Source organism: Blastococcus sp. URHD0036, assembly GCF_000701365.1.
GTDB lineage: Bacteria > Actinomycetota > Actinomycetes > Mycobacteriales > Geodermatophilaceae > Trujillonella.
In genome coordinates this window covers 378,181-398,515 of the sequence record NZ_JNIK01000017.1, presented here as the reverse complement: position 1 = coordinate 398,515, position 20,335 = coordinate 378,181, and the positions used below count along the sequence as shown (strand labels likewise).

19 protein-coding genes are annotated in these 20,335 nt (G+C 73.3%); 14 read left to right on the top strand and 5 right to left on the bottom strand.

All coding sequences use genetic code 11. The features are described 5' to 3' along the window. Nucleotides 1-40 precede the first annotated feature (40 nt). From N555_RS0120250 to N555_RS0120195, 11 genes are all read left to right on the top strand, one after another. Entirely contained in the window at nt 41-2,596 is a 2,556-nt protein-coding gene (locus tag N555_RS0120250) for an FtsK/SpoIIIE family DNA translocase (RefSeq protein ID WP_029433316.1), read from the top strand. Nucleotides 2,597-2,714: 118 nt separating this feature from the next. Next, nucleotides 2,715-4,151 (top strand): 30S ribosomal protein S12 methylthiotransferase RimO, encoded by a 1,437-nt coding sequence (gene rimO, locus N555_RS0120245; protein ID WP_029433315.1) that lies wholly within the window; start codon nt 2,715-2,717, stop codon nt 4,149-4,151. A gap of 5 nt (nt 4,152-4,156) precedes the next feature. Further along, nucleotides 4,157-4,822, top strand: a complete 666-nt coding sequence (pgsA, locus tag N555_RS0120240) for a CDP-diacylglycerol--glycerol-3-phosphate 3-phosphatidyltransferase (protein ID WP_231503039.1) — start codon at nt 4,157-4,159, stop codon at nt 4,820-4,822. A gap of 148 nt (nt 4,823-4,970) precedes the next feature. Next, complete coding sequence (locus N555_RS0120230; RefSeq protein WP_029433313.1) at nt 4,971-5,378, top strand: helix-turn-helix domain-containing protein; 408 nt, start codon at nt 4,971-4,973, stop codon at nt 5,376-5,378. Nucleotides 5,379-5,394: 16 nt separating this feature from the next. Continuing rightward, entirely contained in the window at nt 5,395-5,907 is a 513-nt protein-coding gene (locus N555_RS0120225) for a helix-turn-helix domain-containing protein (RefSeq protein WP_231503038.1), read from the top strand. A 92-nt stretch (nt 5,908-5,999) separates the two neighbouring features. Next, nucleotides 6,000-7,229: a DUF4032 domain-containing protein gene (locus N555_RS0120220; protein WP_029433311.1), complete on the top strand. Its 1,230-nt coding sequence runs from the start codon at nt 6,000-6,002 to the stop codon at nt 7,227-7,229. Between the two features lie 107 nt (nt 7,230-7,336). Next, a complete protein-coding gene (locus N555_RS0120215; protein WP_029433310.1) occupies nt 7,337-8,635 on the top strand; it encodes an extracellular solute-binding protein in 1,299 nt (432 codons plus the stop codon). Further along, a complete protein-coding gene (locus N555_RS0120210) occupies nt 8,632-9,594 on the top strand; it encodes a carbohydrate ABC transporter permease (protein ID WP_029433309.1) in 963 nt (320 codons plus the stop codon). Before N555_RS0120215 ends, N555_RS0120210 begins: the two co-directional genes overlap by 4 nt. Beyond that, complete coding sequence (locus tag N555_RS0120205; protein ID WP_029433308.1) at nt 9,594-10,427, top strand: carbohydrate ABC transporter permease; 834 nt, start codon at nt 9,594-9,596, stop codon at nt 10,425-10,427. The genes N555_RS0120210 and N555_RS0120205 overlap by 1 nt, the downstream gene beginning before the upstream one ends. Before the next feature lie 64 nt (nt 10,428-10,491). Continuing rightward, on the top strand, nt 10,492-11,799 hold the full coding sequence (locus N555_RS0120200) for an ABC transporter ATP-binding protein (RefSeq protein ID WP_029433307.1): 1,308 nt from the start codon (nt 10,492-10,494) through the stop codon (nt 11,797-11,799). 104 nt (nt 11,800-11,903) lie between these two features. Continuing rightward, nucleotides 11,904-12,854, top strand: a complete 951-nt coding sequence (locus tag N555_RS0120195; RefSeq protein WP_029433306.1) for an IS481 family transposase — start codon at nt 11,904-11,906, stop codon at nt 12,852-12,854. Here N555_RS0120195 and N555_RS0120190 read toward each other — a convergent pair. Further along, complete coding sequence (locus tag N555_RS0120190; RefSeq protein ID WP_034511548.1) at nt 12,851-13,858, bottom strand: carbohydrate kinase family protein; 1,008 nt, start codon at nt 13,856-13,858, stop codon at nt 12,851-12,853. The genes N555_RS0120195 and N555_RS0120190 overlap by 4 nt on opposite strands. A 67-nt stretch (nt 13,859-13,925) precedes the next feature. On the opposite strand from N555_RS0120190, the gene N555_RS0120185 reads away from it, so the two are divergent. Further along, nucleotides 13,926-14,834, top strand: a complete 909-nt coding sequence (locus N555_RS0120185) for a PspA/IM30 family protein (protein ID WP_304412927.1) — start codon at nt 13,926-13,928, stop codon at nt 14,832-14,834. Nucleotides 14,835-14,855: 21 nt separating this feature from the next. Here N555_RS0120185 and N555_RS0120180 read toward each other — a convergent pair whose 3' ends face one another. Continuing rightward, nucleotides 14,856-15,713 carry a DNA-formamidopyrimidine glycosylase family protein gene (locus N555_RS0120180; protein ID WP_029433303.1) on the bottom strand — a complete coding sequence of 286 codons (858 nt, stop codon included), beginning with the start codon at nt 15,711-15,713 and terminating at the stop codon, nt 14,856-14,858. A gap of 98 nt (nt 15,714-15,811) precedes the next feature. On the opposite strand from N555_RS0120180, the gene N555_RS0120175 reads away from it, so the two are divergent. Next, the gene (locus N555_RS0120175; protein ID WP_081866384.1) at nt 15,812-16,396 is read left to right on the top strand and encodes an antibiotic biosynthesis monooxygenase; all 585 of its coding nucleotides are present in this window, start codon (nt 15,812-15,814) and stop codon (nt 16,394-16,396) included. Nucleotides 16,397-16,417: 21 nt separating this feature from the next. After that, nucleotides 16,418-17,032, top strand: coding sequence for a maltokinase N-terminal cap-like domain-containing protein (locus tag N555_RS0120170; RefSeq protein WP_231503037.1), 615 nt, complete (start codon nt 16,418-16,420; stop codon nt 17,030-17,032). A 29-nt stretch (nt 17,033-17,061) separates the two neighbouring features. Here N555_RS0120170 and N555_RS0120165 read toward each other — a convergent pair whose 3' ends face one another. Genes N555_RS0120165 through N555_RS0120155 form a run of 3 tightly spaced genes read right to left on the bottom strand, consistent with a single transcriptional unit; the run spans nt 17,062 to nt 20,194 of the window. Then, nucleotides 17,062-18,600, bottom strand: coding sequence for a VWA domain-containing protein (locus N555_RS0120165; RefSeq protein ID WP_051684283.1), 1,539 nt, complete (start codon nt 18,598-18,600; stop codon nt 17,062-17,064). Then, nucleotides 18,594-19,304 (bottom strand): alpha/beta fold hydrolase, encoded by a 711-nt coding sequence (locus N555_RS0120160; protein WP_051684282.1) that lies wholly within the window; start codon nt 19,302-19,304, stop codon nt 18,594-18,596. Before N555_RS0120160 ends, N555_RS0120165 begins: the two co-directional genes overlap by 7 nt. Then, nucleotides 19,301-20,194: an AAA family ATPase gene (locus N555_RS0120155; RefSeq protein WP_029433298.1), complete on the bottom strand. Its 894-nt coding sequence runs from the start codon at nt 20,192-20,194 to the stop codon at nt 19,301-19,303. Before N555_RS0120155 ends, N555_RS0120160 begins: the two co-directional genes overlap by 4 nt. Nucleotides 20,195-20,335 lie beyond the last annotated feature (141 nt).

Below are 20,335 nucleotides of genomic sequence, written 5' to 3'. Positions count from 1 at the left end.
CTGCCCGGACGGCGGCCCTCGCGGGATTACCGTCTGACGCATGCCTGCACGCGGAACGACGACCCGCCCCGCGGCCGGTCGCGGTTCCACCCGTGGCCGCTCGGGGTCCACGGCGAGCCGGAAGCGGCCGCCGGTCAAGGGCGGCCGCAAGCCCGCCACCCGGTCCACGGCGGGCCGGCGCGCCCCCGCGCGGCAGCCCGCCGGCCCAGGGGTGGCCGGCTCGGTCTGGCGCGTGGTCAGCGGCGGCTGGGGGCTCCTGGCCCGCGGCGCCGGCGGCCTCGCCCGCTCCGTGGCGCGACCGGAGGAGACCGAGCCCCTCGCTCCCGAGCACCGCAGGGACGGCGTCGGCCTGGCCGTGCTGGGGCTCGCCGTCGTCCTCGGGGCGGCGGCCTGGAGCGACGGCATCGGCCCGGTCGGCACCGGCCTGGCCGACGGCGTCCGGTTCCTCGTCGGCGCCCTGGTGATGGTGCTGCCGGTCGTCCTGTTCTTCGCCGCGCTGCGGCTGCTGCGCCGGGGCCCGAGCCCCGAGGCGCGCGGCCGGCTGGTCATCGGCTGGCTGTGCGCGCTGTTCGCCGTCGTCGGCGTCGCCTCCGTGGTCGGGGCCGACGCGGACATGGCCGCCACCGACCCCGGGTCCGGTGGCCTGCTCGGCTGGGCGATCGGCACGCCGGTCGCCGCCGGGGTCGGCCGCGTGGTCGCCGTCGTCCTGCTGGTGCTCCTGGCCGTCTTCGGCCTGCTCGTCATCACCGCGACGCCGGTGCACCAGGTGCCCGAGCGCCTGCGCGGGTGGATGGACCGCGTCAGCGGCCGCGAGTACGACGACGACGAGTACGACGACGACGAGTACGACGAGGAGGAGCTCGCGCCGACCGGCCGCCGCGGGCGCAAGGCCGCGCTGGCCGAGGACATGCTCGCCACCGGGCCGGTCATCGACCACGCCGCGATGGCCGAGGCCGCCGAGGCGACGCGGGTCACCGGCCCCGACCACGTCGAGGTGCCGACCGGCCTGCCGCCGGTGCCGGCGCCGAAGCCGAAGCCCGTCGACCGCACCGCCCCGCCCGAGGACCTGCCGCCCATCGACGAGCCGCAGCAGCTGGTCATCCAGCCCGTCGAGGGCGACTACGTGCTGCCCGCGCTGTCGATGCTGCGCCCCGGCACGCCGCCGCGGGCCAAGTCGGCGGCCAACGACGCCGCCATCGAGGCCATCACCGGCGTGCTCGAGCAGTTCAACATCGACGCCGCGGTCACCAGCTTCACCCGCGGCCCGACGGTCACCCGCTACGAGATCGAGCTGGGCAACGCGGTCAAGGTCGAGAAGATCACCGCGCTCACCAAGAACCTCGCCTACGCCGTCGCCAACGACAACATCCGGATCCTCGCGCCGATCCCGGGCAAGTCCGCGGTCGGCGTCGAGGTGCCCAACACCGACCGCGAGACGGTCAGCCTGGGCGACGTCATGCGCTCCACCGCGGCCAAGCAGGACCCGCACCCGATGCTGGTCGGCCTCGGCAAGGACATCGAGGGCGGCTTCGTCTGCGCCAACCTGGCGAAGATGCCGCACCTGCTGGTGGCCGGTGCCACCGGTGCCGGTAAGTCCAGCTGCATCAACTCGCTGCTGACGTCGCTGCTGCTGCGGGCGACCCCGGACCAGCTGCGGATGATCCTGGTCGACCCGAAGATGGTCGAGCTCACGCCCTACGACGGCATCCCGCACCTGATCACGCCGATCATCACCGACCCCAAGAAGGCCGCCACCGCGCTGGCCTGGCTGGTCGAGGAGATGGAGCAGCGCTACCAGGACATGCGCTCCACGGGCGTCCGGCACATCGACGACTTCAACCGCAAGGTCGAGCGCGGCGAGATCACCGCCCCGCCCGGCAGCGAGCGCATCTACCAGCCCTACCCGTACATCCTCACGATCGTCGACGAGCTCGCCGACCTCATGATGGTCGCCCCGCGCGACGTCGAGGAGTCGATCGTCCGGATCACCCAGAAGGCGCGTGCGGCCGGCATCCACCTCGTGCTGGCCACGCAGCGGCCCTCGGTCGACGTCGTCACCGGCCTCATCAAGGCCAACGTGCCCTCCCGGCTGGCGTTCTCGACCTCCAGCCTCACCGACAGCCGGGTCATCCTCGACCAGCCGGGCGCGGAGAAGCTGATCGGCATGGGCGACGCCCTGTTCATGCCCATCGGCGCCGGCAAGCCGGTCCGCGTGCAGGGCGCCTACGTCTCCGACGCCGAGATCGAGGCGGTCGTCGAGTTCACCAAGCGCCAGGCCGAGCCGGAGTACCGCGAGGAGGTCTTCACCGCCGCGGCCGGCGAGAAGAAGGAGATCGACGAGGACATCGGCGGCGACCTGGACCTGCTGGTCCAGGCGGTCGAGCTCGTCGTCACCAGCCAGTTCGGTTCGACGTCGATGCTGCAGCGCAAGCTGCGGGTCGGCTTCGCCAAGGCGGGCCGGCTCATGGACCTGATGGAGACCCGCGGGATCGTCGGGCCGTCGGAGGGTTCCAAGGCCCGGGACGTGCTGGTGAAGCCCGACGAGCTCGAGGGCACGCTGTTCCTCTTGCGCAACGGCAGCGGGGGAGAGGGCTGATGCGCGGCGCCGGTCGGCGGCCGTCCCCGACAGCTCCTCGTAACGGCAGCGGGGGAGAGGGCTGAGCGTCACCTCCCGTTCGCCCGACGGGAGCCCCGGCGGCGACTACGATGGCCGGGTGACACCCCCGCCCAGCCCTGCCCGCACGGTGGCGGTGGTGACCCTCGGGTGCGCCCGCAACGAGGTCGACTCCGAGGAGCTGGCCGGTCGGCTGGCGGCCGACGGCTACACCCTCGTCGAGGACGCCGAGGGCGCCGACGCCGTCCTGGTCAACACCTGCGGCTTCATCGAGTCCGCGAAGAAGGACTCGGTCGACGCGATCCTCGCCGCCACCGACTCCGGCGCCGAGGTCATCGCGGTGGGCTGCATGGCCGAGCGCTACGGCTCCGAGCTCGCCGGTGCGCTGCCCGAGGCCACGGTCCTGGGCTTCGACGACTACTCGGCCATCGGCGACCGGCTCGACGACGTGCTCGCCGGTCGCCCGCTGGTGCCGCACACCCCGCGCGACCGCCGCACGCTGCTGCCCATCAGCCCGGTGGAGCGGACCGCGGCCGTCGTCGCGGACGACGCCCCGGCGATCCCCGGCCACGGCTGGCTGCAGCGCAAGCGGCTGGCGTCGGGTCCCTCGGCCGCGCTCAAGCTCGCCTCGGGCTGCGACCGCCGCTGCGCCTTCTGCGCCATCCCCACCTTCCGCGGCGCCTTCGTCTCGCGCACGCCGGCCGAGGTCCTCGAGGAGGCGCGCTGGCTGGCCGGTCAGGGCGTCACCGAGCTGGTGCTGGTCAGCGAGAACAACACCTCCTACGGCAAGGACCTCGGCGACCTGCGGGCGCTGGAGAAGCTGCTGCCCCAGATCGCGTCGATCGAGGGCATCGCCCGGATCCGGGTCGCCTACCTCCAGCCCGCCGAGCTGCGGCCGGGCCTGGTGGAGGTCATCGCCGGCACCGCGGGTGTCGCGCCGTACTTCGACCTCTCCTTCCAGCACTCCTCGCCGTCCCTGCTGCGCCGGATGCGCCGCTTCGGGGGCACCGAGGACTTCCTGCGCCTGATCGAGCGGGCACGGGAGCTGGCCCCCACGGCGGGTTTCCGGACGAACGTCATCCTCGGCTTCCCGGGGGAGACCGAGGACGACGTCGCCGAGCTCGAGCGCTTCCTCGTCGAGGGCCGCCTGGACGCGGTCGGCGTGTTCGGCTACTCCGACGAGGAGGGCACCGAGGCGATGGGACTGCCCGGGAAGCTCGACCAGCACGAGATCGACGACCGGGTCCGGCGGATCACCGACCTGGTCGAGGAGCTGACGGCGCAGCGCGCCGAGGACCGTGTCGGCGAGGCCGTGGAGGTGCTGCTCACCGAGGACCTCTCGGCCAGCGACGGCGTCGGCACGTGGGCCGGTCACGCCGCGCACCAGGACCCCGACGCCGACGGGACGACGACCGTGACCGGCGTCCCCGCGGGCGCCGTCGCCGGCCAGCTGGTCCGGGCGGTGGTCGTGGCCACCGAGGGCGTGGACCTGGTCGCCGACGCGGTGGTGCCCGCCCTCGTCGAGGCAGGACGCTGAGCGCCGTGAGCGACGTCGCTCCGGACCCGGCTGCCACGCCGGTCCAGTCGGTGCGGCTGGTGAACGTCCCGAACGCGCTCACCGTCTTGCGCCTGGCCGTGGTCCCCGTCTTCGCGGTGCTGCTGCTCAGCGACGGCGGGCTCGACGACAACCGCCGCTACTGGGCGACCCTCTTCTTCGCGGTCGCGATCATCACCGACCGCTACGACGGGCTGATCGCGCGCCGCACCGGCCAGGTGACGGAGTTCGGCAAGCTCGCCGACCCGATCGCCGACAAGGCCCTCACCGGCACCGCGCTCATCGGCCTCTCGGTGCTCGAGCTGCTGCCGTGGTGGGTGACCGTCGCGATCCTCGTCCGCGAGATCGGGGTGACCCTGCTGCGCTTCTGGGTCATCCGGCACGGCGTGATCGCCGCCAGCCGCGGCGGCAAGGCGAAGACCGTCGTCCAGTCGCTCGCGATCGGGCTGTACATCCTCCCGCTGACCGGCGTCCTGGCCACCGCGCGCTGGTGGGTGATGGCCGCGGCGCTGGTCCTCACGCTGCTGACCGGGCTGGACTACGTGGTCCGCGCCCTCACCCTGCGGCGGACCAGCGCCCGCGCCATGCGCGCGGCCGCCGCCCGCCGGGCCGCGGCCGGAGGCACGGGAGAGCGGACCGACACCGCCGCATGACGCGGGAAGGGCGGGGTCGACCTCGGCGTTACGCCATGAGCGGACGCGACCGGGATGGGCGCAGTCCTGTCCCCGGCGCCGCGTACCGTGAGCGCACGGCGCCCCCCGGGGCGCCGCCGCTTCCGCACAGGCAGGACAGGAGACGGCCATGACGCTGTTGCGCACCCAGCTGGGGAACACCCTGCGCGGGCACCGGCTGCGGCAGCGACGCACGCTGCGCGACGTCTCCGGCGTCGCCCGGGTGAGCCTGGGCTACCTCTCCGAGGTGGAGCGCGGTCAGAAGGAGGCCTCCTCCGAGCTGCTCGCCTCGATCTGCGACGCCCTCGACCTGGAGCTGGCCGACCTGCTCGCCGAGGTGAGCCAGGAGATGCGCGGCGCCGACGGCGGGCTGCGGCCCGTCCCGCCGGCCGCCGCATCCGCCCGTCCGGCCGCCGATCCCGACGTCGAGGCGGCCCTCGAGTCCGCTGCCGCGGAGCCCGCGCTGGCGCTCGTGGGCGCCGGCCAGCCCGCCCGCTCCGGCCTGCGCCGCGGCGAGGCGGTCTCGCTCGCCGCCTGAGGCAGGCCCGCTCCCCGTGCCCGCTCCGCGCGCGGTCATGGGCCGCACGCGGGCCGGGCTGCTGCGCGGAGCGGCGGACGCCTTCGCGGCGACCGGCGTCCGCGCCACGACGATGCAGGCGGTCGCCGCGGCCGCGGGCGTGGCGAAGGGGACCCTGTACAACCACTTCCGCACGAAGGACGACGTGGTCCGTGCCCTGCTGTCGGCCGAGCTGCGGCGGCTGACCGAGGCCGCCACCGGCCGGCCACCGGTCGAGGCCCTGGTCCTGCTCGCCGACGAGGTGGCCGACCACCCCGTGCTGCGGACGATGGCCGTCACCGACCCTGCCGACCTGGTGGCGCTGCTCGGCGCCGGCCCCGAGCGGTGGGCCGAGGTCGGCGCTGCCCTGGCCGAGGTGCTGCAGACCGACGCGGACGGCGCCGGCACCACCGGCCGCTGGTTGCTCGGCCTGGTCCTCCAGCCCGCCGATCCACCGGCCCGCCGGCGGCAGGCGCGCCGCCTGGCCGCCGTCCTCCCGCCGCCGGGCTGAGCCGTGCGGCGGCCCGGCCGCCGTGCCAGGCTGGGGACCTCCCGCCGGCCGCAACGGAGCGGCACGGCAGGCCCGGCCCTGCGGAGCTCGCGTTGCGGTACCTCTTCCGACCCCCGGCCACGGACGGCGCCGCTCTCCTGCCGCTGCCCTGGCACCAGCCGCTGGAGGAGTGGGACCCCGAGCTCACGATCGACGTCCCGCAGCGCGGCATCTCCCGCCACGTCGTGCGCTTCGTCGCCGCCGAGGGCCGCGTCTACGCGCTCAAGGAGATCGCCGAGCCGCTGGCCCGGCACGAGTACGCCCTGCTGGGGGAGTTCGAGGAGGAGGGGTTGCCGGCGGTCTCGGTCCTCGGCATCTGCGTGGACCGGCCGGGCGACCAGCAGGCCGTCCTCGTCACCCGCTACCTCGAGTACTCGATGTCCTACCGGTACCTGTTCTCGCGGCCGACCGGTGACCACTCCGCCGACCAGCTGCTGGACACGATGGTGGTCCTCCTCGTCCGCCTGCACCTGGCGGGCATCTTCTGGGGCGACTGCTCGCTGTCCAACACGCTCTTCCGGCTCGACGCCGGCACGTTGTCGGCCTACCTGGTCGACGCCGAGACCGCGGACCGGCAGCCGTCGCTGTCGGCGGGGCGCCGGCTGTACGACGTGGAGCTGGCCCGCGAGCGGGTCGGGGCCGAGCTGCTGGACCTGCAGTTCGGCGGGCTGCTGCCCGAGGGCATCGACCCGATCGAGGTCTCCGAGGGACTCCCGCACCGCTACGCCGCGCTCTGGGAGGAGGTGACGCGCGAGGAGGTGTTCTCCCGCGACGAGCAGCGGTACCGCGTCGCCGAGCGGCTGCAGCGGCTCAACGACCTCGGCTTCGACGTCGGCGAGATGGAGCTGCTCGACACCCCGGACGGCGTCCGGCTGCGGGTGGAGACCCGGGTGTCCGAGCCCGGGGGCAACCGGCGGGAGCTCTTCCGGCTGACCGGCCTGGAGGTGCAGGAACGTCAGGCGCGCCGGCTGCTCAACGACATCCGCGCCTTCCGCGCCTACCTGGAGCAGAAGACCGGCGGGCCGGTGCCGGAGACGGTGGCCGCGCACCGGTGGCTGGCCGAGGTCTACCAGCCGGTGGTCGAGGCGATCCCGCCCGAGCTCGCCGGCCGCCTGGCGCCGGCCGAGGTGTTCCACGAGGTGCTGGAGCACCGCTGGTTCCTGTCCGAGCACGCCGGGCGGGACGTCGGCACGACCGGTGCCGCCCGCTCCTACTACGCGACCGTGCTGCCCCGCACGCCCGCGGAGCTCACCACGCCGTCGGTCATCGTGAACCGGCCGTGAACGTGCCGGTCACGGCCCGGTGACGACCGACTTGCGCACTGCTGTGACCGGGGCCACGGTACGGGGACGGGGCGATCGACGGAGCTCGCCGAGACGGAGGCGTGGACATGCCCATCGGTAGACGCAGAGGCCTCGGAGGCGGCGCGGCGGCGCTGGTCCTGGCTTCGTCACTGGCCGCCTGCGGCGGTGACTCGGGCGGGCCCCCGACACTGACCTGGTACACCAACCCCGACTCCGGCGGGCAGGCGGAGATCGCCGCGCGCTGCACCGATGCGGCGGAGGGTGCCTACGAGATCAGCACGGAGGTGCTGCCCCGGGACGCCGCCGGCCAGCGCGAGCAGCTGATCCGGCGCCTGGCCGCCGAGGACTCGTCCATCGACATCATGAGCCTCGACCCGCCGTTCATCCCGGAGTTCGCGGCGGCCGGCTTCCTGGCCGACGTGCCGGACGACGTGGAGCAGCGGGTGACCGAGGACGTCGTGGACAGCGCCATCCAGGGCTCCACCTGGGACGGCGAGATCGTGGCGATCCCGTTCTGGGCGAACACGCAGCTGCTCTGGTACCGGAAGTCGGTGGCCGAGGCGGCCGGCCTGGACATGACGCAGCCGGTCACCTGGGACCAGATCATCGAGGCGGCGCAGAGCCAGGACGTGCTGATCGGCGCCCAGGGCACCCGGGCGGAGTCGCTCACGGTCTGGCTCAACGCCCTGATCGAGTCCGCCGGCGGGCACATCATCGCGGAGAACGCCGACAACCCCGAGGACGTCCAGCTGGGGCTCGACAGCGACGCCGGCCGTCGCGCCGCCGAGGTCATGCGCGCGGTCGCGGACTCGGGCCAGGTGAGCGCGGCCTTCTCGACCGAGAACGAGGACGCCTCGGCCACCGGCTTCGAGGGTGACCGCGGCGGCTTCCAGGTCAACTACCCGTTCGTCTACCCGCGCGGCCTCGCCGCAGCGGAGGCCGGGACGCTCGACCAGTCCGTGGTCGACGACTACGCGGCCGCGATCTACCCGCGGGTCGACGCGGACACCCCGGCCGCGCCGCCCTACGGCGGCATCAACCTCGGCATCGGGGCCTACAGCGAGCACACCGATCTCGCGTTCGACGCGGCCGAGTGCATCGTCAGCGAGGAGAACCAGGCCTACTACTTCACGTCCAACGGGAACCCCGCGTCCAAGGCCTCGGTGTACGACGACCCGGACGTCCTGGAGGCGTTCCCCCAGGCCCCGGTCATCCGGGACTCGCTCGAGCTGGCCGCGCCGCGACCGCAGACCCCGTACTACAGCGAGGTCTCCGGCGGCATCCAGCGCGAGTACCACCCGCCGGCGTCGGTCGATCCGGACTCGACACCGCAATCGGCCACCGAGCTCATCGAAGCCGTCCTGGCAGGAGACCAGCTGCTATGAGCCAGACGACGCTCCCCCCGGTGGAGAAGACCCAGCCGGTCGGTGCCCCCCGCAACACGATCAGTGACCGGTCGAGGGCCGAGCGCAAGCTCGGCTGGATGCTGGCCGGCCCGGCGTTCTTCGTCATGCTGGCCGTCACGGCCTATCCCATCGTGCAGGCCACGTACGACTCGCTGTTCTCCTACCGGCTCACCGACCCGGACAACAAGTCGTTCAACGGGCTGACCAACTACTGGGTCATCCTCACCGACTCGCTGTGGTGGACCGCGCTCGGCGTGACGCTGCTCATCACGGTCGTCACCGTGGTGGTGGAACTCGTCCTCGGGTTCGCCCTCGCGATGGTCATGGCCAAGATGCTCCGGTCGATCCGCCCGCTCATCCGGGCGGCGATCCTCATCCCGTACGCCGTCATCACCGTGGTCTCGGCATTCGCGTGGCAGTTCGCCTTCGACATCAACACCGGGTTCGTGAACAGCTGGTTCGCCTGGCTGCCCGGCGTGTCGGGGGACACCGACTGGTTCGGCGGCCAGGGCACCTCGCTGCTGGTCATCTGCCTGGCCGAGATCTGGAAGACGACGCCGTTCATCTCGCTGCTGCTCCTCGCCGGCCTGGCGCAGGTGCCGGAGGTGCTGCAGGAGGCCGCCAAGGTCGACGGGGCGACCTGGTGGCAGCGGCTGTGGAAGGTGACGCTGCCGAACATGAAGGCGGCCATCATGGTGGCCCTGCTCTTCCGCACGCTCGACGCGTTCCGCGTCTTCGACAGCATCTTCATCATGACCGCGGGGGCCAACAACACCGAGTCGGTGTCGTTCCTCGCCTACCGGCAGACGATCAGCCGGCTGGAGATCGGCCTCGGCTCGGCGGTCTCGGTCCTGCTCTTCCTGTGCGTGATGTTGCTGGCGGCCCTGTTCATCAAGGGCTTCAAGGTGGACCTGTCGTCGGCGAGGGGTGAGGGCTGATGTCCCGCAGAGAGAAGATCTGGTGGATCGTCGCGGGGGTCGCGATCCTGCTCTACTGCCTCTTCCCGATCGCCTGGATCGTCTCGGTGTCGCTGAAGGCGCCGTCGGACCTGGCGAACGGGCAGTTCCTCCCCAACGGCGCCACCTGGGACAACTACAAGCAGATCCTCACCGGGGACGCCAGCGACCTGTTCCTCCCGGCGCTGCGCAACAGCTTCGGCATCTGCCTCATCGCCACGGCGATCTCGTGCCTGCTGGCCATGTTCGCCGCCTACGCGATCGCCCGGCTGGACTTCCCCGGCAAGAAGTTGATCCTCTCCACCGCGCTGGTGGTGGCGATCTTCCCGGTCATCTCGATCGTCACGCCGCTGTTCAACGTGTGGCGCCAGATCGGGCTCTACGACACCTGGCTCGGGCTGATCATCCCGTACCTGTCGCTGACCCTGCCGATCAGCATCTGGACGATGTCGGCGTTCTTCCGCGAGATCCCGTGGGAGATGGAGCAGGCGGCCCAGGTCGACGGCGCCACCACCTGGCAGGCGTTCCGCAAGGTGATCGTGCCGCTGGCCGCCCCCGGCGTCTTCACCACCGCGATCATCGCCTTCTTCATCGCCTGGAACGACTTCGTCTACGGCATCTCGCTGACCTCGACGAGCGCGGCCCGGCCGGTCCCGGCGGCGCTCGGCCTGTTCTCCGGCGCCTCGCAGTTCGAGGACCCGACCGGTGCGATCGCCGCGGCCGCGGTCCTCGTCACCATCCCGGTCGTCATCCTCGTCCTGCTGTTCCAGCGGCGGATCGTCGCCGGCCTCACCAACGGCGCGGTCAAGGGCTGACCGGCGCCATGTCTGTCCACGTACTGCCCCCCAGCGCACCGACCTCCCGAGGGGACGACAACTGATGGCTTCCATCGAGATGCGCAACATCGTCAAGAAGTACGGCGACGGCTTCCCGGCCGTGAACGACGTCAGCCTGGACATCGCCGACGGCGAGTTCATGATCCTGGTCGGCCCCTCCGGCTGCGGGAAGTCGACGCTGCTGCGGATGATCGTCGGCCTCGAGGACATCACCAGTGGCGACATGGTCATCGGCGGCAAGCGGGTCAACGACCTGGCCCCGCGCGAGCGGAACCTGTCGATGGTGTTCCAGAACTATGCGCTGTACCCGCACATGACGGTGTACGAGAACATCGCGTTCCCGCTGCGGCTGTCCAAGACCCCCGACGACGAGGTCCGCCGCCGTGTCACCGAGGCCTCCGACGTGCTGGACCTGAAGGAGCACCTGGAGCGCAAGCCCGCCAACCTCTCCGGTGGTCAGCGCCAGCGCGTGGCGATGGGCCGGGCGATCGTCCGCCAGGCGGAGGCGTTCCTCTTCGACGAGCCGCTGTCCAACCTCGACGCCAAGCTCCGCGGGCAGATGCGCACCGAGATCTCGCGCCTGCAGCGGCGCCTGGGCATCACCACCGTGTACGTCACCCACGACCAGACCGAGGCGATGACGCTCGGCGACCGGGTCTGCGTGCTGCGCAAGGGCAAGATCCAGCAGGTCGCCTCGCCGCGCGAGCTCTACGAGCAGCCGGTGAACCTCTTCGTCGCCGGGTTCATCGGCTCGCCGCCGATGAACTTCCTGCCCGCGACGCTCGAGGGCGGCAACCGGCTGTCGACGCCGTTCGGGCCGGTCGAGCTGGACGAGAAGCGGGCGGCCAAGGTCGCGGGCAAGGGCGACGTGCTGCTGGTCGGCATCCGGCCGGAGTACTTCGAGGACGCCTCGCTGGTGGACGAGGCGAAGCGGCCGATGGGGTCGGTCTTCACCGCCCGCGTCGACGTCACCGAGTGGCTGGGCGACTCGCAGTTCGCCTACATCCCCTACGAGGCGCCGGACTCGATCCGCGAGCAGCTGCGCGAGCTGTCGCGCGAGCTGGACTCCGAGGAGCTGCGCACCCAGGCGATCGTGTCGATCGACTCCACCAGCCGCATCCGCGAGGGCCGGGACGCGGAGTTCTGGCTCGACAGCCGCAAGGTGCACGTGTTCGACCCGCACACCGGCGAGAACCTCACCCGCGACGCCGAGGCCGGCGCGCGGCTCACCGAGATGGCCAACGAGGACCGGCTGGAGCAGGTGGAGCACGCGCAGACCACCGGCCAGACCGTCAGTGGCGGCACCAGTGACGGCGGCGGCAGCGGGGCCACCCGCGCCGGGGCGGCCTAGCTGTACTGACCATGGACGTTGGTGACGCCGGCAGGTGACATGAGGAAGACCTCCGAGTGAGGTGTGGAGCTGTCTAGGAACCGCTCCTCAACTCGGAGGTCTTCGTGTCCCACGCTAATGCCACCCTGACCCCTCGCGGTCGGCTCATGTTGGCCCGCTGCGTCGTTGATCAAGGCTGGACCCTGCGCCGGGCGGCCGAGCGATTCCAGACCTCGGCGACCACTGCCGAGCGCTGGGCGCGCCGCTACCGGCAACTGGGCCAGGCGGGCATGGTCGACCGCTCCAGCCGGCCACTGCGTTCACCTCGCCGCACACCCACCCGCCTCGAGCGGCGGATCATCAAGGTCCGGGTCGTCCGCCGCTGGGGCCCGGCCCGGATCGGGTTCCTGCTCGGCGTGCATCCCTCGACCGTGCACCGGGTGCTCTCCCGCTACGGACTGGCGCGGTTGACCTGGCTAGACCGCAGTACCGGCCGGGTGGTGCGCCGCTACGAGCGCGCGACCGCCGGCGAGCTGGTGCACGTCGACGTCAAGAAGCTCGGCCGCATTCCCGACGGCGGTGGCTGGCGCGTTCACGGTCGCCAGCACCGCCCCAACCGGCACCGCGGCCAGGGCTACTCGTTTCTGCACACCGCGATCGACGACTACTCCCGGCTGGCCTACTCCGAGCTGCTCGACGACGAACGGAAGGAAACCGCCGCGGCCTTCTGGACCCGGGCCAACGCCTACTTCGCCAACTGCGGCATCACCGTGGCCCGAGTGCTGACCGACAACGGCAGCTGCTACCGCTCCGGAGCCTTCGCCGCCGCGTTGGGACCGGCGATCACGCACAAGCGGACTCGGCCCTACCGGCCGCAGACCAACGGCAAGGTCGAGCGCTTCCACCGCACCCTGGTCGAGGAATGGGCCTACGCCCGCCCCTATGCCAGCAACGCCGAACGGGAAGCGGCCTACCCGGACTGGCTGCACCGGTATAACCACCACCGCGGCCACACCGCACTCAGAGGGCGACCACCAGCCAGCCGTGTCACCAACCTGACTGGGCAGTACACCTAGCGGCTCCGGGCTGCGTCCAGCTCGGCCCGGGTCGGCGGATCGGCGCCGGCCCGGGTGCAGTTGAGCGCGGCGACCAGTGCCGCCTCGTCCACGACCTCGCCCAGCTCGTCGTCGGACAGCGCCGTCAGCGCCTCCCGGGTGGCGACCCCGCGGCGCAGCAGCCCGGCGAAGAGGCCGGCGGCGAGCGAGTCGCCGGCGCCCACGGTGTCGACGACGGACACCTGCGGGATGTCCCGGCGCATCAACGGCCGCCCAGGGCGGCCCACCCGCAGCGGCGCGCCCCCGTCGGTCATGAGGACCAGCGCCGGGCCGCGCTCCGCCCAGACCGACGTCCCGAGGTCGAGGTCGGCGCGCGGGTGCAGCCAGGCGAAGTCCTCCGCGCTGACCTTGACGACGTCGGCGTGCGCCATCAGGCGCTGCAGCCGGGTGCGGACGGCGTCGGCGTCGTTGCCCAGCGAGGCCCCCACCGGCCCCTCGGCCAGCGCCGGGCGGATGTTGGGATCGACGCTGACCAGCACCCGGCCGCTGACCCGTTCCACCAGGCGTGCGATCGCCTCGCAGCCGGGTGGCGTCCAGCTGGAGATCGACCCGACGTGCAGCACCGCCGTCGTCTCCGGGAGCGCGGCGGCCAGCTCGTCGTCGGTCCACTGCCAGTCGGCGGCGCCCGCGACGTGGAAGCCGTAGTCGGCGGAGCCGTCGGCTCCCAGGCCGACGACGGCGAGGCTCACCGGCTCGGTCGCGGCCACGAACCGGCTGACGTCGACGCCGGACTGCTCGGCGTGCCGGCGCAGGGCCGCGGCCAGCGGGCCGGTGCCGAGGCGGGCCAGCAGGGTGACCGGGGCGCCCAGCCGCCCGGCGGCGACCGCGACGTTGAGCGCGTTCCCGCCGGGGTTCGCCACGTAGCGCGGCGCGGTGCCCCGCGGGCCGGCTCCGGCGTCCGGATCGGGCAGCAGGTCGACGACCAGCTCGCCGAGCACGGTCAGGTTCGGCTCTCCGTCGACCATCGCCGGAGCGTATCCGCGTCGCGCGCCGGTGGCCCGTGGTGGCTGACGGGCGTGCATACCTGGGACGATGGCCACGACGACGTCCGCCGGGCTCCGGGCCCGGGGCGGGGCGCAGCCGGCGATCGACAGCGGAGGACTCATGCCCAACCCGTTCGTGAAGCTCTGGAAGTACCTCACGGCATCGGCCAACGCGAAGATCGACGAGAAGGCCGACCCGAAGATCCAGATCGCGCAGGCCATCGAGGCCGAGCAGCAGCGGCACCAGTCGCTGGCCAACCAGGCCGCCGCGGTGCTGGGCAACCAGCGCCAGCTGGAGATGCGGCTCAACCGGCAGCTGGGTGAGGTCGAGAAGCTGCAGGCATCCGCCCGCCAGGCGCTCGTGCTGGCCGACCAGACCCGCGCGAAGGGCGATGCGGCGAAGGCCACCGAGTACGAGAACGCCGCGCAGGCGTTCGCCACGCAGCTCGTGGCCGCCGAGCAGTCGATGGAGGACCTGAAGCGCAGCCACGACGAGGCGCTGCAGGCCGCCGAGCAGGCCCGCGGCGCGGTCGAGACGAGCCGGATGCGGCTGCAGACCACGCTGGCCGAGCGCACCAAGCTGATGAGCCAGCTCGAGCAGGCCAAGATGCAGGAGCACGTCGCGGCCTCGATGCGCCAGGTCAACGAGCTGTCGGCGCCGGGCAACACCCCGAGCCTGTCGGAGGTCCGCGACAAGATCGAGGCGCGGTACGCCAACGCCCTGGGCCAGGCCGAGCTGGCGCAGAACTCGGTGGAGGGCCGGATGATCGAGGTGCAGAAGGCGACGCTCGACGTCGCCGGCGCCTCGCGGCTGGACCAGATCCGCGCCTCCATGGGCGGCGGCACCCCGGCGGTGACCGGCGGGCAGGCGGCGCCGGCGCTCGAGGAGGGCCAGACCGTCCAGCAGCCCGACGCCGCGCCGGTGGCCGAGCCGGTGCAGCGCCCCGACCCCGCCTGACGGCCGCGCCGTTCCCGCCCGTCAGCCCGGGGTGGCTCGCGGGCGGGGGCGGCCGGGCTCGCCGGTGCGGGCCTGCGGGTCGACCGGTGACCGGGCCGCCTGGCAGTTCGGGCACCAGTAGGTCACCCGCTCCTGCAGCTCCGGACCCTGGTCGCCCATCAGGATCGGGGTGCCGCAGCGCCGACAGGGCTTGCCCTTGCGGCCGTAGACCCAGTGGTCGAAGCCCCGGCGGGTGTCGCCGGTGGTGCTCTGCTCCGGGTGGTCGCGGTTGGCCAGCATGAGCATGCGGGCCCGCGTGACGAGCGGCTCGAGCCGGTCGTCGACGTCGGCCACCCGCACCCACGGGTGCAGGCCGGTCAGGAACAGCGCCTCGACCTTGTAGAGGTTGCCGGGGCCGCACAGGTTGCGCTGGTCGAGGACCGCCACACCCACCTGCTCGTCGGGGTGGGCGCGCAGCCGGCGCAGCGCCTCGTCGAGATCCCAGTCCGGGCCGAGGACGTCGGGGCCGAGGTGGCCGACCAGCTGGTCCTCCTGCGCGGTCGGCACGAAGGCCATGTCGTGCAGCCGGTAGCCGACGCACTCCCACTCGTCGGTGGCCAGGATCGCGCGGACGGAGAAGGCCGGCCCGCCGCGCCACTTCGTGCCCGGCCGGTAGACGTGCCAGCTGCCGTCCATCCGGTAGTGGGTGCGCAGGGTCCAGCCGTCGGCCAGCCGGATGAGCATGTGCTTGCCGCGGGGGACCACCTCGCTGACCGTGCGGCCGGCGAGATCGGTGGCGGCCAGCTGCGGCACGCGCAGCTCGCCACGGCGCAGCGTCGCGCCGGCCAGCGCCTGGTCCATCCGTTTCGCCGCCAGCCAGACGGTGTCTCCCTCGGGCACGTCCCCAGTGTCCCTGCCCCGCATCGGCGCTGCTCAGGATCGGTGTGAGCCCGCCGACACCGGGATGGTCACGGGCGGTCGCGACGCTGCACCGGGACGTGCAGGCTCTCGCTCCGCTCCGCGCCCGGCTGGCCCGTCCTGAGGTCACCGGGCCCCGTCCCGAGCCGGTGACGGTCACCGCCGCCCGCGTCGTGCGTCCGCACCGGCGGCAGGCGTTCGAGGAGTGGGCCGCGGACGTGCTGGACGTCGCCGCCGCGTTCCCCGGCAACCTCGGCGGCACGCTGCTCAAGCCGGGCCCGGGCAGCTCGGAGTACCACCTGGTCTACCGCTTCCGCGACGACGCAGCCCTCGCCGCCTGGGAGCGCTCCCCGCAGCGTCGCGCCGCGCTGGCGCGGATGCAGGAGATGGTCGACGGCGAGCGGGTCTCGCGCGTCTCTGGCCTGGACAGCTTCTTCACCCGCCCCGCGCAGCCGGGGCCGCGCTGGCGGTCGACGGTGCTCACGGTGCTCGGCGTCTTCGCCATCACCCTGGGCTTCCAGCTGCTCGTGACCCCGCACGTGTCCGGCTGGCCGCTGCCGGCCCGGCTGCTGCTGTCGGCGGTCGTCGTCGTGCTGCTGCTCGGCTTCGTCGTCATGCCGGCGCTCACCCGGCTGTTCCGCCGCTGGCTACAGCCGGGGCGCTGACCTGCCGAGGAGCGGGCAGCCGTGCCAGGGTGGTCGGCGATGGCCACGATCCACGACACCACGCTGATCCCGGGCAAGCTCGACCTGCTGACGGCCTGGCTGCCCCGGCAGCCCTGGTACCGCGACCACGAGGGTCCGCCGGCGCTGGTCCGCGCCGGCGGGTTCCGGCTCGACGACCCCGCGGGGGAGGTCGGCATCGAGGTCCTGTTCGTCACCGACACGGCGGGCGGGACGACGTACGCGGTGCCGCTTGCCTACCGCGGCGCTCCGCTGGAGGACGACCGGGCCCTGGTCGGCACCTCCGAGCACGGGGTCCTCGGCACGCGGTGGTTCTACGACGGGGCGCACGACCCGGTGGCCGTGGCGCAGCTGGCGGCGCTCCTGACCGGTCAGGTCATCGCCGCCCACCAGACCCGCAGCGACACCGCCGACCCGACGGTCACGGGCAGCTGGGCCGGGTCCGGTGAGCCGGACGGGGTGGAGGTGGTCCGCGTGCTCGACCCGGTGGACCCGCCGGAGGGGAACCCCCCGCAGGGGGTCGTCACCGCCGAGGTCCGGCTGCCGGACGGCACGGTGGTCCGCCGCCGCGTGGTCGTGGTCCGGCAGGCCGTCAGCGGCGGCGCGTCCGTCGCGTAGGCGCAGCCAGCACGGGGCGACCGCTGCGGTCAGTGGTGGTGATGGTGGTGGCCGTCCCCGTGGTCGTGCCGGCGCTGTCCCACACCCTCCGCGGCCGGCTGCACCCCGGGAGCGACCACGGCGCCCGGTGCGGCCAGCCGCTCGGTGAAGCCCCGCAGGTCGCGGAGGGTGCGGCACTCCACGACGGTGTCGCAGTGCGCGGCGTACCGGCCGATGTCCGAGTCGCCGGTGTTCCACGAGTCCCGGGGCTCGGGGTTCAGCCAGTGCACCGCTCCCGCCGACCGCCGCACGGTGGCGAGCGCGTCGACCTGCGGGTCGTGGCCGTTGCCGCGGGCGTCCCCGAGCACCAGGACCGTCGTGCGGCGGGTGAGCTGGGATGCCCACCGCTCGGCAAAACCGGACAGGGCGTTGCCGTAGTCGCTGCGCCCGTCGAGCCAGACGCCGGCTCCGGCCTCGTTGAGCAGCCGCGCGATCTCGGTGGGGTCCTCGGCCCGGTCGATCAGGTCGGTGACCTCCTCGATGCCGTCGACGAAGGCGAAGCTGCGGATGGAGGTGAACTCCGACCGCAGCGCGTGGATCAGCTGCAGCGTGAACGTGGCGAAGGTCGACACCGACCCGGAGATGTCGGCGAGGACGACGAGCTGCGGCTTGGCCGGGTGCGGCCGGCGGAACACCGGTGTCACGGGGACGCCGCCGGTGCTCATGGCCCTGCGCACGGTGCGGCGGACGTCGAGCGCGCCGCGGCGGTGCTTCCGTCGCTGCTCGGCCATCCGGGCGGCGAGGGAGCGGGCGAGCGGGCGCAGCACCGAGCGCATCGCGGCCACGTGCAGCGCCGACGCCCCGAGGAACGCCATGTTCTCCGGCAGCGGCGTCCGCAGCGTCCGCGCCACGTCGTCGGCTCCCCGGTCGACCACCAGGCGGCGGCGGATCTCGGTCTCCAGCGCCAGGCCCAGCGCCTGTACCCGTGCCTCGGCCGCCAGCACGGCGACCTCGGACGGCACGCCCTCCCCGCCGGGACCGGGGTCCGCCGCGGCTGCGAGGCGGGCCACGATCTCGCTCGAGTCGATCATGCGCAGGGCCCGGTACAGGTTGTAGCCGACGTCCTGCGGCCGGGCGGGGTTCACGGCGGCGTGCCGGTCGACCAGCACGCGGGCGAGTGCCCGCAGCAGGGTCGCGTCCTCGTCCCGCAGGCTCTGCACCAGCAGGTCGCGGAGGGCGTCGTCGTCCAGGTGCTGGAGGCCTCGCGGGGCACCGCCCCGGCCGCCGCCGTCGCCGTGGCCGTCGCCGTAGGTCTCGGTTCCGTCGTCGCCTCCGACGGGTCCCCGGTCGGCCTCCTCGACCTCGCCCGGTTGCCCCTGCAGTGCGAAGAACGTGTCGAAGACGGTGTCGAAGGTCGTGAGGTGTCCGGCGTCCTTCACCAGGACCGCCCGGAGCGCGACCCGCACCGCGCCCCGGTCGAGGACGTCGATGCGCGTCATCGCCTGGGCGGCGTCCACGACCGCGCTCACCGGGACCGGCACGCCCACCTGGCGCAGCTCGGCGACCAGACCCTCCACGGCGGTCAGCACGCCGGTCGCCCCGCGGTCCCGACGGCTTCCCCGGCCAGGAAGCGGGCCACCTGGTCCTGGCAGCGGACGTTGCTGCTGGTGGCCATGTGGTCGACCCCCGGGAGCACCGCGACGCGGGCATCGGGCAGCCCGGCCGCGAGCCGGTCCGCCGGCCCGACCGGGTCGCGGTCGCCGAGGACGACGAGCGCCGGGCAGTCGACGGCGGCCAGTTCCTCGGGCGACGGCGGAGTCGGCGCCGAGCGCAGGTAGGCCGCGACCCGCGCCGGGTCGTTGCCCGCCGAGCGGGCGAGCCGCTGGAACACCCGCAGGCCCGGGTCCTCGACGTCGGAGCCGGTCTCCAGCGCCGAGGCGAGCGGCTCGGCGGCGGACGGCCCGCCGCGCCACCAGCCGTCGCCGACGCCCAGCAGCGCGAGCCGGCGGAACGCGCCCGGCCGGGTGGCGGCCACACCGGCCAGCAGGACGGCGCCGGCGGAGAAGCCGACGGCGTCCACGGTGCCCACCTCGTCCAGCAGCTCCTCCAGCGCCGCGCGGGCGGCGGCGCCGTCGACCGGTGCGGTCGAGGTGCCGTGTCCGGGCAGGTCGAACGCGAGGGCGGTGCGGTCCTCGAAGCGCAGCACGTCGACCCAGCCGGTCCGCTGCCAGTTGTGCTCGAACGACGACCCGAGACCGTGCACGAGCAGGACCGGCGGGAGGTCCGAACTCACCGGGTGAGCCGCGTGCGCGCGGTCTCGATGTCGCTCTGGTGCTTGAGCAGCACGTGCAGGTGCCGCAGCAGCGCGTCGCCGTCGACCTCCGTGACGCCGAGCAGTTGCAGCGTCCGCGCCCAGTCGATCGTCTCCGACACCGACGGCCGCTTCTTGAGGTCCATCTGGCGCAGGGCGGCGACCGAGTTCGCGACCTGGCCGGCCAGCTTGTCGGAGAACCCCGGCACCCGGGCGAGGACGATCTCCCGTTCCCGCTGGGGCGAGGGGTAGTCGACGTGCAGGAACAGGCAGCGGCGCTTGAGGGCCTCGGAGAGCTCGCGGCTGTTGTTGGAGGTCAGGAAGACCAGCGGACGGCGGCGGGCGGTGACGGTGCCGAGCTCGGGGATGGAGACCTGGTAGTCCGACAGCACCTCGAGCAGGAGCGCCTCGGTCTCGACGTCGAGCCGGTCGACCTCGTCGATGAGCAGGACGACGTCGTCCTCGGCGCGGATCGCCTCCAGCAGCGGCCGGCGCAGGAGGTAGTGCTCGCTGAAGATGTCGCCCTCGACGTCCTCCCACCCCTCGGTGCCCGATCCGCCCGTGCCTCCGGCCTGGATGCGCAGCAACTGCTTGCGGTAGTCCCACTCGTAGAGCGCCTTGGCCTCGTCGAGGCCCTCGTAGCACTGCAGCCGGATCAACCGCGCGCCCGTGGCCAGGGCGATCGACTTGGCCAGCTCGGTCTTCCCCGTGCCGGCCGGGCCCTCGACCAGGACGGGCTTCTCCAGCGCCGCGGCGAGGTGGACCGTTCCGGCGATCGTCTCGTCCGGCAGGTATCCCGCGGCGCGCAGAGCGTCCGCCACGGCCTCGGGGCTCGAGAGCACCGGCGGTGTCTCGACGGGGGTCTGCGACATGAGCGCCTCTCGACCAGGACGGCGCGCCGTCACCGGGGGAACCGGGCCGGGGCCGGCCCGGACCGGACGGTAGCCGCTCGGGCAGGGCCCCGCGGCGTCGTGCCCGCCGGCCGGCGACCGCTCCGGCCCTCGTGGGCGGGG